The 14,951-nt window shown below is 73.6% G+C and carries 8 protein-coding genes; 4 read left to right on the top strand and 4 right to left on the bottom strand.

The window, feature by feature from the left end; all coding sequences use genetic code 11:
• Positions 1 to 54 precede the first annotated feature (54 nt).
• Positions 55 to 807 carry an NAD(P)H:quinone oxidoreductase gene (gene wrbA, locus NYZ98_RS03220; RefSeq protein ID WP_262840929.1) on the top strand — a complete coding sequence of 251 codons (753 nt, stop codon included), beginning with the start codon at positions 55 to 57 and terminating at the stop codon, positions 805 to 807.
• A gap of 26 nt (positions 808 to 833) precedes the next feature.
• Positions 834 to 2,252 carry an MFS transporter gene (locus NYZ98_RS03215; protein ID WP_262840928.1) on the top strand — a complete coding sequence of 473 codons (1,419 nt, stop codon included), beginning with the start codon at positions 834 to 836 and terminating at the stop codon, positions 2,250 to 2,252.
• A 35-nt stretch (positions 2,253 to 2,287) separates the two neighbouring features.
• On the opposite strand, the gene NYZ98_RS03210 is transcribed toward NYZ98_RS03215, so the two are convergent.
• The 4 genes from NYZ98_RS03210 to NYZ98_RS03195 all read right to left on the bottom strand — a co-directional run bounded on the left by NYZ98_RS03210 (position 2,288) and on the right by NYZ98_RS03195 (position 8,079).
• Positions 2,288 to 4,432 (bottom strand): ATP-binding protein, encoded by a 2,145-nt coding sequence (locus tag NYZ98_RS03210; RefSeq protein WP_262840927.1) that lies wholly within the window; start codon positions 4,430 to 4,432, stop codon positions 2,288 to 2,290.
• 424 nt (positions 4,433 to 4,856) lie between these two features.
• Positions 4,857 to 6,239 carry a hypothetical protein gene (locus NYZ98_RS03205; protein WP_262840926.1) on the bottom strand — a complete coding sequence of 461 codons (1,383 nt, stop codon included), beginning with the start codon at positions 6,237 to 6,239 and terminating at the stop codon, positions 4,857 to 4,859.
• Positions 6,240 to 6,332: 93 nt separating this feature from the next.
• Positions 6,333 to 7,706 (bottom strand): NAD(P)/FAD-dependent oxidoreductase, encoded by a 1,374-nt coding sequence (locus NYZ98_RS03200; protein ID WP_262840925.1) that lies wholly within the window; start codon positions 7,704 to 7,706, stop codon positions 6,333 to 6,335.
• 76 nt (positions 7,707 to 7,782) lie between these two features.
• Positions 7,783 to 8,079 carry a hypothetical protein gene (locus tag NYZ98_RS03195; protein ID WP_262840924.1) on the bottom strand — a complete coding sequence of 99 codons (297 nt, stop codon included), beginning with the start codon at positions 8,077 to 8,079 and terminating at the stop codon, positions 7,783 to 7,785.
• 17 nt (positions 8,080 to 8,096) lie between these two features.
• Here NYZ98_RS03195 and NYZ98_RS03190 point away from each other — a divergent pair, with 17 nt between their 5' ends.
• Positions 8,097 to 8,768 (top strand): hypothetical protein, encoded by a 672-nt coding sequence (locus tag NYZ98_RS03190; RefSeq protein WP_262840923.1) that lies wholly within the window; start codon positions 8,097 to 8,099, stop codon positions 8,766 to 8,768.
• A 222-nt stretch (positions 8,769 to 8,990) separates the two neighbouring features.
• Positions 8,991 to 14,864: a pullulanase-type alpha-1,6-glucosidase gene (gene pulA, locus NYZ98_RS03185; RefSeq protein ID WP_262840922.1), complete on the top strand. Its 5,874-nt coding sequence runs from the start codon at positions 8,991 to 8,993 to the stop codon at positions 14,862 to 14,864.
• Positions 14,865 to 14,951 lie beyond the last annotated feature (87 nt).

Genomic DNA, 14,951 nt, shown 5'->3' with positions numbered 1-14,951 from the left:
GCGCATAACATTATCCGCATAACTAAATCTACCCGACATCGCAGGGAGCCGTACATGACCGTGAAGGTCGCCGTCATCTACTACAGCGCGACAGGCACCGTGCACACGCTCGCACAGGCCGTCGCCGAGGGCGCCGCCTCGGCCGGGGCCGTGGTGCGGCTGCGGCGGGTCGCCGAACTGGCACCCGCCGGTGCGATCGACCAGGACCCGCGGTGGCGGCGGCACGCCGACGCCGCCGCGTCGATCGCCGAGGCCTCGGCCGAGGACCTGGCGTGGGCCGACGCGTACGCGTTCGGGACCCCGACCCGGTTCGGCACGCCGGCCGCGCCGCTCAAGCAGTTCATCGACCAGGCCGGCGGGCTGTGGCGGGAGGGGAGGCTGGCCGGCAAGCCGGCGACGGCCTTCACCTCGGCCTTCAACCGGCACGGCGGCAACGAGGCCACGATCCTGTCGCTGGGCAACGTCTTCTACCACTGGGGCTCGCTGATCGTCCCGCCCGGATTCACCGACCCGGCCGTGTACGCCGCCGGCGGCAACCCCTACGGCACGTCGTTCGTGACCGGCCCGGCCGGCGAGGGCCCGGACACCGCGGCGCTGGAGGCGGCCAGGTACCAGGGACGGCGGCTGGCCGAGATCACCGTCCGACTGCAGGGGGGCGACCACCCCACGGACGCCACCACGGGCGACGCGAGGGGCGACGCGACGGACGTCGAGGTGGACGGCGAGGTGGACGGCGCCACGGGCACCGCGACGGGCGGCGGGAACGTGCCCGCGACCGTGTCCGCGACGACCGCCCCGGCCGCGTGAGCGGCGAAACCCGGAAGGAGGACCTCATGACCACCGCGACCCTGCGGGCCACGCCGCGCACCGGCCCCGCCTGGCTGGTCCTGTCGCTGGCGTGCGCCTGCCAGTTCATGGTCATCCTGGACGCGTCCATCGTCAACGTCGCCCTGCCCACGATCCGCGTGGACCTCGGCTTCACGCCCACCGGCCTGGCCTGGGTGGTGAACGGCTACCTGCTCACCTTCGCCGGATTCATGCTGGCCGGTGGCCGCGCCGCCGACCTGTTCGGCCATCGTCTGACACTGGTCGCCGGGCTGCTGGTGTTCTCCGGGGCGAGCCTGGCCGGCGGCCTGGCCACCGCCCCCGAGGTCCTGGTGGCGGCCCGCGTCGCGCAGGGCATGGGGGCCGCCATGCTGGCCCCGGCGACGCTGGCCGTGGTCAACACCGGCTTCACCGGGGAGCGCGCGCGTGCCCGGGCGTTCGGCGCGTGGTCGGCCGCGGGCGGCGTGGGCGGGATGGCCGGCGCGGTCGCGGGCGGGGCCATCACGACCGGCCTGTCGTGGCGGTGGGTCTTCCTGATCAACGTGCCGATCGGCGCGGTGCTGGTCGCCGTGGCCGTGGTGGCGCTGGCCGGCACGCGGACCGGGGGGCGGGAGCCGCTCGACCTCACCGGCGCGGTCACCGGGACGGCGGGGCTGGCCGCGCTGGTCTACGGGGTCATGCGGAGCGCCGACCACGGCTGGACGTCCCCGCAGGTCGCCGGGCCGGTCGCGGCGGGCGTGCTCCTGCTCGTGGTGTTCACCGTGGTGGAGGCGCGCTTCGCCACCCGGCCGATGATGCCCCCTCGGCTGTTCAGGATCCGCGCGGTGGCCGTCGGCAACGGCATGCTGCTCCTGTTCGGCGGGATCACCATCGCGATGTGGTACTTCACCTCGCTGTTCCTGCAGAACGTCCTCGGCTACAGCGCGCTTCGCTCCGGGCTCGGGCAGACACCGGCGGCGGTGACGTTCGTGGTGGTCGCGCGGCTGGCCGCCGCCCTGCTGCCGCGCACCGGTGTGCGGCCTCTGGTGCTCGCGGGCTGCGCCGGTTTCCTCGCCGGTTTCGGCTGGCTCGCCCAGGCGCACGCCGGCAGCGGCTACGTCTCCGGGGTGCTCGGGCCCACGCTGCTCGTCGCGGCCGGCATCGGGCTGACCTTCCCCACCCTCATGGCCGCGGCGACCGCCGACGCCCCCGAGGGCGACGCGGGCACCATCGGCGGCCTGGCCACCACCACCGGCCAGGTCGGCGGGTCGATCGGCCTGGCGGTGCTCACGACGGCCGCGGGCGCCAGGGCCGCGGCGGAGACCGGCGGGCGCCCCCCGGCGGCCGCACTCGCCGCCGGCTACGACCTGGTCTTCCTCATCGCGGCCGGACTCGCCCTGGCCATCGCGGCCCTCACCCCGCTCCTGCCCCGGCACCACCGCGACTGACCACCGGCCCCCGGCCCCCGGCGTCGGCCCTGGGCTCAGCCGGGAAGGCCGATGTCGTCGCCATGGTCACGACCATGATCACTGTCGCCTAGGGCGTACGCCAGGGCGGTGTCAAGGTCGAGCCCGCGCCCCCAGGCGTAGGCCGCCTCGTACACCCGGTCCCCGAGGACGGCCCTGGCCCGCCACTCGGCCTGCCCGCGCAGGCCGCCCGGCTCCGCCGGCCCGAGACGCAGGCCGGAGCCCCGCTCCACCAGGTCGCCGATGCCGAGCAGGTGGGCCGCCCGTTCCATGTCGCCGAGACCCGCCGCCGAACGGGCCAGGCTCACCAGGACCAGCACCATGCCGAGGCTGTCGTGCAGCAGGTGCTTCGCGCGCAGCGACGTGCGGGCGAACCGGTCGGCGAGCGGGAAGTCCGCGCGGTCCAGCTCGATGAGGCCGCGGACCCAGTCCCCCGAGGAGTGCAGCCAGATCTCCCCGCGCGCACCGCACAGCGACCGCTGCTGCCGCAGGCACGACAGCGCCTGCTCGGGCCGGCCGAGCAGGACCAGCGCGTACGCCTGGCCGGTCAGCGCGTACGCCAGCCCGGCGCCGGTGTCGCCACCGTCCTGGTGGGTGTCGCGCGCCCGCTCGTACATGGCCAGCGCGTCGGAGACGTACCCCCAGTGCAGGCCCGTGTTGGCGCAGGCGGCCATCCCCCACCCGGCCGCCGCCCGGTCCCCCTGGGCGAAGGCCTGCGACAGGCACTCGGTGGCGAGGTCGTTGGCCTCGTCCAGCTCGCCCTGGAGGTCGCTCAGCCACGCGCACGCCCACAGCGCCCGCGACAGGCTCGCGCCGGGGACGGGGTCCAGGGCGAGCGCCCGCTTGAGGTAGTGGCCGCCTTCGGAGATGAGGCCGCACGCCATCCAGAAGTAGGCGAGCCGCCCCGCGAGCTCCAGGCCTACGGCGTGCTCGGCGGGGTCGGTGAGGCAGAAGTCCAGCGCGGCACGCAGGTTCGGCAGCTCGCGGCTCATCCGGCCGTACCACGCCACCTGGTCGGGGCCGAACCACGCCTCGTCGAAGCGGCGGGCCAGCCCCAGGTAGTGGTCACGGTGGCGGCGGCGCGCGGCCTCGTACCGCCCGAGCTCGCGCAGCCAGTCGGCACCGTACTCCCGCACGGTGTCCAGCATCCGGAACCGGACCGTGCGGCCGGTGTCCACCCGCAGCACGATCGACTTCTCCACCAGGGCGATCAGGGTGTCCTCGACGTGCTCGCCGTGCAGGCCCGTGTACGCGTCGGTGCCGGTGTCGGCGCACACCGCCTGCGCCGCCTCCAGGTCGAAGTCCCCCGCGAAGACCGACAGCCGCGCCCAGAGCAGGCGTTCCAGCGGCTCGCACAGCTCGTGGCTCCAGCCGATGGTCGTGCGGAGCGTCTGGTGGCGCGACAGGCCCGCGCGGTTCTCGCTGGAGAGCAAATCGAAGCGGCGGTCGATGCGGCCCATGATCTGCTCGACGGACAGCGTGCGCAGCCGCACGGCGGCGAGCTCGATCGCCAGCGGGATGCCGTCGAGCCGCTGGCAGAGCAGCGCCACCTCGGGCGTCGCGACGAAGCCGGGGACCAGCGAGGCGGCCCGGTCGGCGAACAGCGCCACGGCGCCGTCCGCGCTCGGGGCCAGCGACACCCGCTCCCGGCCCTCCCCTGCGGGCGCGCCCGGGTGCAACCGTCCTTCGATGGGCAGCGGCTCGACGTGGAAGCGCGACTCTCCCGGCAGCCCGAGCACGCTCCGGCTGGTCACCAGCATCCGCAGGCCCGGCGCGGCCCTGAGCAGGGTGTCCACCAGCACGGCGCACCCTTTCACCAGGTGCTCGCAGGTGTCCAGCACGATCAGCGAGCGCCGCCCGGCGAGGAACTCGGCGAGCACGGCCATCTGCGGGCGCCCGGCCTGCTGCGCCACCCCGAGCACCGAGCAGACGGCGTGACCGAGCAGCGCGGGCTCGCGCAACGACGACAACTCCACGAACCACACACCGTCGGGAAACCGGGACTCAAGCGTGCGCGCGACCCGCAGGGCCAGACGCGTCTTGCCCACTCCACCCACCCCGGTGAGCGTGACCAGGCGCGACTCCTCCAGTCCTCTCACGACCTCGGTGGTCTCGAACCGCCGCCCGACAAAGCTCGTTATCTCGGCAGGCAGATTGCCCACGTGTGCCCCAGCAGGCACATCCCTCGCCGCCCCACGTCGCCTCGCTCCAGATGCCCCGTAATCGTAAGTCAGTGTGGCCGTTATGGATAGATCGTGACATGCCGCATGTTCCCATTAGACACCTCTCCCCCCACACCTCTCCAGATACGTCGGCCAGGCCCGGCATCCTGGGAAACGTCCCGCCATTCAGCCGCACATGTCTCCCGTTCTGGCAGGACCGGAATACCCGCCGACCCAGACAAATCACAACAATCCCCATAAACAACTCAGAATAGGCACCCACGGCCTGGAGCCCGGGATATCGGCTGACTTTCGTCGGGCCGCGAATTGCCGTCCCTCGCTTCGGCGGACCGGAGATATGGCTCGGGGGCGGCGCGATCATGTCGCGTCGCCCCCGGGCCGTAATAGTGCTGTGGGTCGTGTCCTAATAGGTCCCGGATGATGAGGAATCGTTGGAGGCTGATTCGGCGGGGGACGGGGTGTCGGAGGGGGCGTCGGTGGCGGTGTCGGCGGGGGACGGGGTGGCCGACGGGTCGGCCGGGGCGTCGGTGGCGGTGCCGTCCGGCGGGGCCGCGGCGTCGTTGAAGGCGCACTCGGTGAGGGCGTCCAGGGTCGGCGGGGTGCCCGTCGCCCGGTAGACGCGGTCGGCGATGCGCTCGATGACCGCCCCGCGCTTCTTGTGCAGGGCCGCCAGCAGGGCCTCCTGGAAGGAGTCGTCGCCCGCCTTGTCCAGGAGCTGGTGGTTCACCGAGGCGATCTGCAGCTCCAGCAGCCCGAGGTTGCGGGCGACCTCCGACTTGATCACCCTCGGGATCTCGGTCAGCGCCTCGGCCACCGGCGGGCACACGACGGCGAGATCGGTGACGATCGCCCCGCTGCCGGACGGGTCCGGCGTGGCACCGTCGGACGGCGCGGCCGAGTCGGCCGGGGCGGCGGTCGCGGTGTCGGCCGGTGCGGCGGTGTCCTCGGGCGCGGCGGTGTCGCTCGCGGCGGGGATCGCCTCCGGCGCCGCGCTGCCCTTCGGGGCCGCGGGCTTCTTGACGCTGGGCTTGGTGCTGGTGACGATCTTGACCGGGCCCTTGGGGTCGGCGGTCTTCGTGGTCTTCGCCGGTTTGGCGGCCTTCGTGGCCTTGGGCGTGGCGCTCGCGGCGGCGCTCTTGCCCGCCTTGAACGGCACGGCGATCGGCGCCGCGCTGTCGGCCGGAGCCGAGGAGTCCGCCGGGGCCCCGGAGTCGGTGGGGACCGCGCCGTCGGTGGGGACGACGGCGTCCGAGGGCGCCGCCGAATCGGCCGGGGCCGCCGAGGCCGCCGGCTCCGAGGTGTCGTAGGGGGCGGAGGTGTCGATGGGCTGGACCGGGTCCGCCGCTCCGGCCAGCGTGCACGCCGCCGCCTCGTCCAGGCCCTCGGGCTTGTCGCCCGCGGTGCCGAGGATCGTGGTGATGTCCCGGATCAGGACGGTCCGCTGGGTCTCCAGCGTCCCGAGCACGGCGTTCTGCGCGGCCCCGAGGTCGGCGGCGTCGGTCCGCTTGGCGAGCCGCTGGTTGGCGGCGGCCACCTGGATCTCGATCAGCCCGAGGTTCCGGGCGATGCCGCTGATCAGCCGCGACGGGAGATCGTCGGGAAGCAGGTTCGCGACGCTCGGGCACGTCGCCGTCGCCGCCTCGCCCGCCTGGAACGCCTGGGAACCGAGCAGCTTCTCGGCCGGCCGGTCGGTCCCGCAGCCCCCCACGAGGCCGACCATCGCCCCGCACGCCGCCAGGGCTCCGAGTACTTGCCTGAGCTCCCGTCTGCGCTGGTCCCGATACATTCGCACTCCCTCTCGGCTCATGGTCGGATCCGGCACCCGGCGGCCTGGTCGCCGCCCGGGCATCACATGACCATCCCTGGGAGGTACGGGGGATCAGGCCGAGTCGTTCGATCCGACCTGGAGCGCCGGCGCCTTCCCGCCGCCGGGGAGCCCCTCGGCCCTGGCCCCGGCCGACCGGCCGGCGCGCCATACCCGCAGCAAGGTGGAGGGTTTCATCAGCGACGCCGGCGGGTCGATGAGGTTGGCGACCCGCAGGAATCTGCGTCCGAGTTCGGGGTCGCGCGCCGCCGCCGCGTGGAAGTGCCGGAGATAGGCGTTGACCATCGCCGCCTTGCGGGTGCGCACCCCCTCGACCTCGGGGAACCGCAGGTCACCGCCGACGACGACGTCCCACGGGCCGTCGACCACCTTGCGGATGCTCCGGAAGAACCGCCGCGCGACCCCGTCCAGGCCGCCGCCGGCGATGGCGTCGCGCAGCGCCAGGGCTTCGAGGGAGGCGACGGTCATCCCCTGGCCGTACATCGGGTTGAAGGCGCACACCGCGTCCCCGGTGACCAGGAACCCGCCGGGGAAGCGGGCGAGCCGCTCGTACCGCCGCCGCACGTTCGCCGGGGTCCGGTACGGCCGCCCCTCCTCGATCGGCTCGGCGTCGCGCACCAGCTCGTACAGGTCGGGCGCGGCGAGCGTCTTGGTGAAGGCGGTGAAGCCCTCGTGGTCGAGCGGCGGCTGGTCGCCGCCGTACCCGCCGACCGTGACCATCCACCGGTCGCCCTCGACCGCCAGCGCCACCCCGGCACGGTGGACCGCGTCGGTGGGGGTGGTCACCAGGGTCTGGTCGCCGTCCAGGTCGTCCGGCTTGCGGGCGTACACGCGGGTGGCGTAGCACAGCTCGATGCGCACCCGCTCCTCGGCCGCGGGCTCGTAGCCCATCTCGGCCAGCCAGCGTGGCGCCTGCGACCCGCGCCCGGAGGCGTCCACCACCAGGTCGGCCCGCAGCGTCTCGGTGCCGGTCACGACCCCGGTCACCCGCCCCCCGCAGGCGACCAGGCCGAGCACCGCGCGGCCCTCCAGGACGCGCACGCCGGGGATGGCGGCCACCCGCCGCCGCAGGTGCCCCTCCAGCAGGGCGCGTGACACGGTGACGCCGATGAGGCCGCTGTCGGCCTTGGCCATCGGCCGTCCCTCGCTGATCCACCGCGAGTGCAGCTGGAGGTCGCGCGGCATGCCGCCCTGGGCGGCGAGCTCCTCGGTCAGCCCGGGGAGCAGTTCCTCCATCGCCTCGCGGCCGCGCGCCAGCAGGCCGTGCGCGTGACGGCTCTGCGCGGTGCCCCGGCGGTGGGCGGTCCCGGGCGGCAGGGTGTCGCGGTCGAGGATGGTGACGGACTGGAAGGTGTCGGTGAGCGCGGCGGCGGCCAGGAGGCCGGCGACGCTCGCTCCGATGACGATGGCATGGTCGTGGACTGGCATGGCGGTTCCCCGTGGATGAGTCGGCGTGCGTGCTCATCCGAGGTTCCGCGCGTTTCCACGGGCGGTCTGTACCGAACTACCGTCTGCGCAGAAGTACGTCCTTGCGGTGGAACCGGCCCTTCACCTGGCCCAGCCGGTCGCGGGCCAGCGACCGCACACGGCGGGCCCTGGCGGCCAGGCCGGTGCCGGCGGCGGGGGTCGTCGTCACGGGCGGCGGGCCAGCGGCGGACGCCTCCGCGAGCCGGTCGCGCAGCCGCGACCGGATCTCCTCCGGCGTGTACGCGCGGCGGCGGCGCTCGGCGCGCGCGATCACCACGCCCGTGGCCGCGACTCCCGCGAAGCCTGCCAGGCCGAGTATCTTCCACCAGCGCATGTCCCTAGGCTACTGGGATGTCTGGCGTAAGCATCAGCCTCGACGAGGCCCTGGACCTGACGCGCACCGGCGACGTATGGCTGTTCCGGGGCCGCACGGTGCCCGACCGGGCCATCCAGATGACGACGAACAGCCCCGTCAACCACGTCGGCATGTCGGTCGTCATCGACGACCTGCCGCCGCTGATGTGGCACGCCGAGCTGGGCCGGTCCCTGCCCGACCTGTGGTCGGGCGCCCACCAGCGCGGGGTCCAGCTGCACGACCTGCGCGACGCGGTCGTGGTGTGGGCGACGCGGTACGGGCAGCGAGGCTGGCTGCGGCAGCTCGACCGCCCGGTGACCCGCGAGATGGAGGACGCGCTGCTGCGCACGATCGCCCGCCTGGACGGGACCCCGTTCCCGTCCACGGCCCGGCTCGCCGGGCGCTGGCTGCGCGGCCGGGTGCCCCTGGCCGGCAGGCGGACCGGCGACGCTGCCCTGGAGACCGCGTACTGCGCCGAGGTGGTCGCGGCGACGTACCAGGACATGGGGCTGCTGCCCGCCGGGCGCGACCCCAACTGGTACGACCCGGGCCGCTTCTGGAGCGGCGATGACCTGGAACTCTCCGGCGCCCGGCTGGGCGGCGAGATCCCGGTACGCATTCCCCCCGGCGCCCGCCCGGCTCCGCGCGCGACCACCGCGGGGAGCTGACCGCCGCGCACTCAGGGCCGCCGGCGGCCCGGGTGGCGAACGATGCAAGGAGGAGGGTCGGCGTTCGCCTGCCCTCTGACCGTCCCCGCTTCCCGGGAAGCGGGGACGGTTGGTACCGACCGGTTGGAGAATTTCAGGAAATTTCAGTAAGGCATTGCATAGATCGGGGGTTGTGAGTAACTTCCGGGCAACACCCGTGAAACACGACCAGTGGAGGCCCCAGTGGTCCGGCCGCTCCCCCCACGGCCCGCGAGAAGGTCCCCGGCACGCGGGCCCGGCACGCTGGTCGCCTCGCTTCTGGCCGCGGTCCTGTCCGCGTCCGCGCTCGCCGCACCCCCCGCCTCGGCGGCGTCCCCGGCCCCCGCCTCGATCGCCTTACCGGCTTTCACCTCGAGCGCGTCACCGACTTCCGTCCCGGTGGCGTTGAGCACGCCCCTGGTGTCGGCGCTGAGTACCGTGGCCGAGCCCTCGGACAAGGAGCTGGCGCGGGACGCTTCGCGTAATGGGCTGACGCGGGAGCGGTTCTACTTCGCGATGACCGACCGGTTCGCCAACGGCGACACCGGCAACGACCGCGGCGGCCTGACCGGCGACCGGCTCGCCACCGGCTTCGACCCCGAGGACAAGGGCTTCTACCAGGGCGGCGACCTGGCGGGGCTGCTCGGCAGGCTCGACTACGTCAAGAACCTGGGCACCACCGCCATCTGGCTGACCCCCGCGTTCAAGAACCGCCCGGTGCAGGGCACCGGGGCCGACGCCTCGGCCGGGTACCACGGCTACTGGATCACCGACTTCACCTCGATCGACCCCCACCTCGGCACCAACGCGCAGATGAGGCAGCTCGTCCGCGAGGCGCACAAACGCGGGATGAAGGTCTTCTTCGACATCATCACCAACCACACCGCCGACGTGGTCGACTACCAGGAGAAGACGTACTCCTACCGCCCCAAGGGCGCCTACCCGTACGTCGACGTGAACGGCCGGCCGTTCGACGACCGCGCGTACGCGGGCGGGACCACCTTCCCCAAGGTCGGTGTGAACTCGTTCCCGTACACGCCGGTCGCGGCCAAGGGCGTCAAGACGCCGGCCTGGCTGAACGACCCGACGATGTACCACAACCGGGGCGACTCCACCTTCAGCGGCGGCGAGACCGACGAGTACGGCGACTTCTCCGGCCTGGACGACCTGTGGACCGAGCGTCCCGAGGTCGTGAAGGGCATGACGGACATCTACCAGACGTGGGTCCGTGAGACGGGCATCGACGGGTTCAGGATCGACACCGCCAAGCACGTGAACATGGAGTTCTGGCAGAAGTTCTCGCCCGCGCTGCACGGCTACGCGGCCAGGCTCGGCAACGAGCGGTTCTTCATGTTCGGCGAGGTGTACTCCAGCGACCCGTCCCTGACCAGCCGCTACTCCACGCGCGGCGGCATGGACGCCACGCTGGACTTCCCCTTCCAGGAGGCCGCGCGCTCGTTCAGCGGCGGCACCGCCGGGGCGGCGCGCCTGTCCCAGTTGTACGCCGGGGACGACTACCACACCGACGCCGACGGCAACGCGGCCGAGCTGCCGACGTTCCTCGGCAACCACGACATGGGCCGCATCGGCAGGTTCCTCACCCAGGACAACCCGGGCGCGGCGGACGGCGAGCTGCTGCGGCGCGACCTGCTGGCCCACGAGCTGATGTACCTCACCCGGGGCCAGCCGGTGGTCTACTACGGCGACGAGCAGGGCTTCACCGGCAAGGGCGGTGACAAGGACGCGCGGCAGACGATGTTCGCCTCCCGCACGCCCGGCTATCTGACCGACGACCTGATCGGCACCACCGCGACACACGCGCGGGACAACTTCGTCCCCTCCCACCCGCTGTACCAGGGCATCGCGGGGCTGGCGAGGCTGCGCGACGCCCACCCCGCGCTGGCCGACGGCGCCCAGGTCGAGCGCCTGGCCCAGAACGGCCTGTACGCCTTCAGCAGGATCGGCGCCAAGGAGCAGGTCGAGTACGTGGTCGCGGTCAACAACGCCGAGACCGCCGCGACCGCCGCCGTCCCGACGTACTCGGCGGGCATGGCCTTCACGAAGGTGTACGGCGAGGGCGCCGCGGGCGTCACCTCCGCCGCCGACCGCACGCTGCCGGTGACCGTGCCGCCGCTGTCGGCCGTCGTCTACCGCGCCGCCGCCAAACTGGCCGCCCCGGCCGCCGGCCCCGCCGTGTCGATCACGCTGCCGGGCGCCGTGGTGCGGGGCGCGGCCGGCGACGGGCGGATCCCGGTGACGGCCGGCGTGCCGGGCACCGGGTTCGACCAGGTGACGTTCGCCGCCAAGGCCGGCGACGGCCCCTGGAAGGTGCTGGGCACCGACGACGCCCCGACGGTCACGGGCGGCGCGCGCGTGTTCCGGGTCTTCCACGACCTGACCGGCCTCGCGGCCGGCACGAAGATCGCCTACCGGGCGGTCGTGAAGGACTCCGCGGGCCGGTTCGCCTCGGCGGCCGAGACCGTGACGGTCGGCCCCGACCCGGCCCCCGAGGAGCCGGGCACCGTCGCCAGGGACTGGCTGGTGGTGCACTACCAGCGCTCGGACTACACCGGCTGGGGCCTGCACGTCTGGGGCGACGTCGAGCAGCCCACCGACTGGGGCTCCCCGCTGCCGCTCACCGGCGAGGACGCGTACGGCCGGTTCGCCTGGATCAGGCTCAAGCCCGGCGCGGCCGGTGTCGGGATCATCGCCCACAAGGGCGACGAGAAGGACGGCGGCGACCGCATGGTCGACCCCGCGAGGAACGGCGAGGTGTGGCTGGCCGAGGGCCGGCCAGAGACCTTCTCCTCGCGCGCGGCGGCCCAGGGGTACGCGACCGTGCACTACAAGCGGCCGGACGGGGTCTACGACGGCTGGGGCCTGCACCTGTGGGGTGACGGGCTCGCCGACGGCGCGGGCACCGACTGGGCGTCCCCGCGCCCGCCGGACGGCACCGACTCCTTCGGCGCGTTCTGGAAGGTCCCGCTCAAGGACCCGTCGGTCCCGCTCAACTACATCGTGCACAAGGGCGACACCAAGGACCCCGGCCCCGACCAGTCGTTCACCCCGGCGGACCGGCCTGAGGCGTACGTGAACTCCGGCGACGCCCGCGTGCACCCGACCAAAGCCGCCGCCGAGAACGTCGCGATCCTGCATTACCGCCGCGCGGACGGGAACTACGACGGCTGGGGGCTGCACGTCTGGAACGGTGCGGCGTCCCCCACCGAGTGGGCGACGCCCATCACGCCGGCGGGGACCGACGGCTTCGGGGCGTACTTCCGGGTGCCGCTGGCGGAGGGGGCGACGAGCCTGAGCTACATCATCCACAACGGGGACGACAAGGACCTGCCCGGCGACCAGTCGCTCGACCTGGCCACCACCGGCAACGAGGCCTGGCGGCTCGCGGCCACCGAGGGGTACCTGCTGCCGCAGCCCGCGGCGCGGGGCGCCGACGCCGACCTGTCCAAGGCCACGGCCCAGTGGATCGACCGGGACACCGTCGCGTGGAAGGTCACCCCGTCGGCGTCCCTGCACTACGCGCTGGCGTTCTCCGGCAAGGGCGACATCGCCTACGACGCGGGGGACCTGACGGGCGACGTCCACCTGGTCCGCCTGGTCGCCGGCGGCGGGCTCACCGACGCGCAGAAGGCGAAGTGGCCGCACCTCGCCGCCTACACCGCGCTCAAGGTGGACCCGCGTGACACCCACCTGGTCCGCGAGGCGCTGCGCGGGCAGGTGGTCGCGGTCGAGCGGGACGCCTCGGGCGCGTTGCTCACCGCGACCGGCGTGCAGATCCCTGGGGTGCTCGACGACGTGTACGCGGCGGCGCCGGGCGCGGCGCTCGGACCGGTGTGGCAGGCGGGCGGGCCGTCGCTGTCGGTGTGGGCGCCGACGGCGGGCAAGGTCGAGCTGGCGCTGTACCGCGACTCCTCCGGGACGGCCCGCACGGTCCACGCGATGCGGCGCGACGACACCACCGGCGTCTGGTCGGTGCGCGGCACCTCCGCGTGGAAGGACCGCTTCTACACCTTCCTGGTCACCGTGTACGCCCCGGCGGCGGGCACGGTGGTGACCAACGAGGTGACCGACCCCTACAGCCTGTCGCTGGCGGCCGACTCGGTCCGCAGCCAGCTCGTGGACCTGTCCGACCGGTCGCTGCGCCCCGGCGGGTGGGACTCGCTGCGCAAGCCGAAGGCCGTGCGCCAGGACCGGGCGTCGATCTACGAGCTGCACGTGCGCGACTTCTCCGCCGCGGACGCGACCGTCCCGGCGGCCAGGCGCGGCACGTACGCGGCCTTCTCCGGCGACTCGGCCGGCATGCGGGGGCTGCGGGCGCTCGCCGCCGACGGCCTGACCCACGTCCACCTGCTGCCGGCCTTCGACATCGGCAGCGTCCCCGAGCGCAGGGCCGACCGCGCCGAGCCGGCGTGCGACCTGGCCTCGATGCCCGCCGACTCCGAGGCCCAGCAGGAGTGCGTGGCCAAGACGGCCGCCAAGGACTCCTTCAACTGGGGGTACGACCCGGTGCACTACACCGTGCCGGAGGGCTCCTACGCCACCGACCCGGACGGGTCGCGCCGCGTCGGGGAGTTCCGGTCGATGGTGGCCGGGCTGAACGGGGCCGGGCTGCGGGTCGTCATGGACGTGGTCTACAACCACACCTACGCGGCCGGGCAGGACCCCAAGTCGGTGCTGGACCGAATCGTGCCGGGCTACTACCAGCGGCTGCTGGACGACGGCACGGTGGCGACCTCCACGTGCTGCGCCGGCACCGCGCCCGAGCACGCCATGATGGGCAGGCTCGTCGTCGACTCCGTCGTCACCTGGGCCAAGGAGTACAAGGTCGACGGGTTCCGCTTCGACCTGATGGGCCACCACCCGAAGGCCGGCATCCTCGCGGTGCGGGCCGCGCTCGACCGGCTGACCCTCGCCAAGGACGGCGTGGACGGCAAGTCGATCATCCTGTACGGCGAGGGGTGGAACTTCGGCGAGGTGGCGGACGGCGCCCGGTTCGTCCAGGCCACCCAGGCCAACATGGCGGGCACCGGCGTCGGCACGTTCAACGACCGCATGCGGGACGCGGTGCGCGGCGGCGGGCCGTTCGACGCCGACCCGCGCGTGCAGGGCTTCGGCTCGGGCCTGGCGGGGGCGCCGAACGGGTCCCCGGCCAACGGCACCGCCGAGCAGCAGCGGGCCAGGCTCCTGCACTACCAGGACCTGATCAAGGTGGGGCTGACCGGCGACCTGCGCGACTACCGGTTCACGGCGTCGACGGGCAAGGAGGTCACGGGCGCGGAGGTCGACTACAACGGCTCCCCCGCCGGGTACACCTCCGCGCCGGGCGAGGCGGTGAACTACGTCGACGCCCACGACAACGAGACGCTGTTCGACGCGCTGGCCTTCAAGCTGCCGCAGGCGACGCCGATGGCCGACCGGGTGCGCATGCAGTCGCTCTCGCTGGCCTCGGCCCTGCTGTCGCAGGGCACCGCGTTCCTGCACGCCGGCAGCGAGCGGCTGCGGTCCAAGTCGCTCGACCGCAACTCCTTCGACTCGGGCGACTGGTTCAACCGGCTGCTGTGGGACTGCTCGGCGGGCAACGGGTTCGGCGCCGGGCTGCCGCCGAAGGCCGACAACGAGTCCAAATGGCCGTACGCCAGGCCGCTGCTCGCCGACCCGGCGCTCAGGCCCGGCTGCGCGGACATCGGCGCGGCCCGGGCCGGGTTCGGCGACCTGCTGAAGATCAGGTCCTCCTCCCCCGCCTTCTCCCTCGGCTCGCTGGCCGAGGTGCAGCGGCGGCTGTCCTTCCCGGTGAGCGGCGCGGCGGAGACGCCGGGCGTCGTCACCATGCACCTGGACTCCTCCGGCGTCGACCCCCGCTGGGCGTCGATCACCGTCGTGTTCAACGCGACGCCGGTGACCGCCACGCAGACCGTGGCCGCGCTGAAGGGAGCGCGGGTCGCCCTGCACCCCGTCCAGGCCGCCTCGGGCGACGCCGTCGTCCGGCGGTCCGCCTTCGACCCCTCGACCGGCACCCTGACCGTCCCGGCCCGCACGGTCGCGGTCTTCGTCCGCTCGTAGGCCAACGACCCCCCACCCGGGGGACGCACGTCGGGCCGGGTGTTGCAGCACCCGGCCCGGCTCGGGATCGCATCCATCGAACTGGAG

The organism is Sphaerisporangium corydalis, from assembly GCF_025506355.1.
GTDB classification, from domain to species: Bacteria; Actinomycetota; Actinomycetes; order Streptosporangiales; family Streptosporangiaceae; genus Sphaerisporangium; species Sphaerisporangium corydalis.
The sequence above is the reverse complement of the archived record's forward strand: the minus strand, read 5'-3'. Positions and strand labels throughout refer to the sequence as shown.

Excerpts from the sequence above, each read along its gene's own strand:
- wrbA (WP_262840929.1), top strand. The coding sequence starts at position 55 with ATGACCGTGAAGGTCGCCGTCATCTACTACAGCGCGACAGGCACCGTG.
- NYZ98_RS03195 (WP_262840924.1), bottom strand. The coding sequence starts at position 8,079 with ATGCGCTGGTGGAAGATACTCGGCCTGGCAGGCTTCGCGGGAGTCGCG.
- NYZ98_RS03205 (WP_262840926.1), bottom strand. The coding sequence starts at position 6,239 with ATGTATCGGGACCAGCGCAGACGGGAGCTCAGGCAAGTACTCGGAGCC.
- NYZ98_RS03190 (WP_262840923.1), top strand. The coding sequence starts at position 8,097 with ATGTCTGGCGTAAGCATCAGCCTCGACGAGGCCCTGGACCTGACGCGC.
- NYZ98_RS03200 (WP_262840925.1), bottom strand. The coding sequence starts at position 7,706 with ATGCCAGTCCACGACCATGCCATCGTCATCGGAGCGAGCGTCGCCGGC.
- NYZ98_RS03215 (WP_262840928.1), top strand. The coding sequence starts at position 834 with ATGACCACCGCGACCCTGCGGGCCACGCCGCGCACCGGCCCCGCCTGG.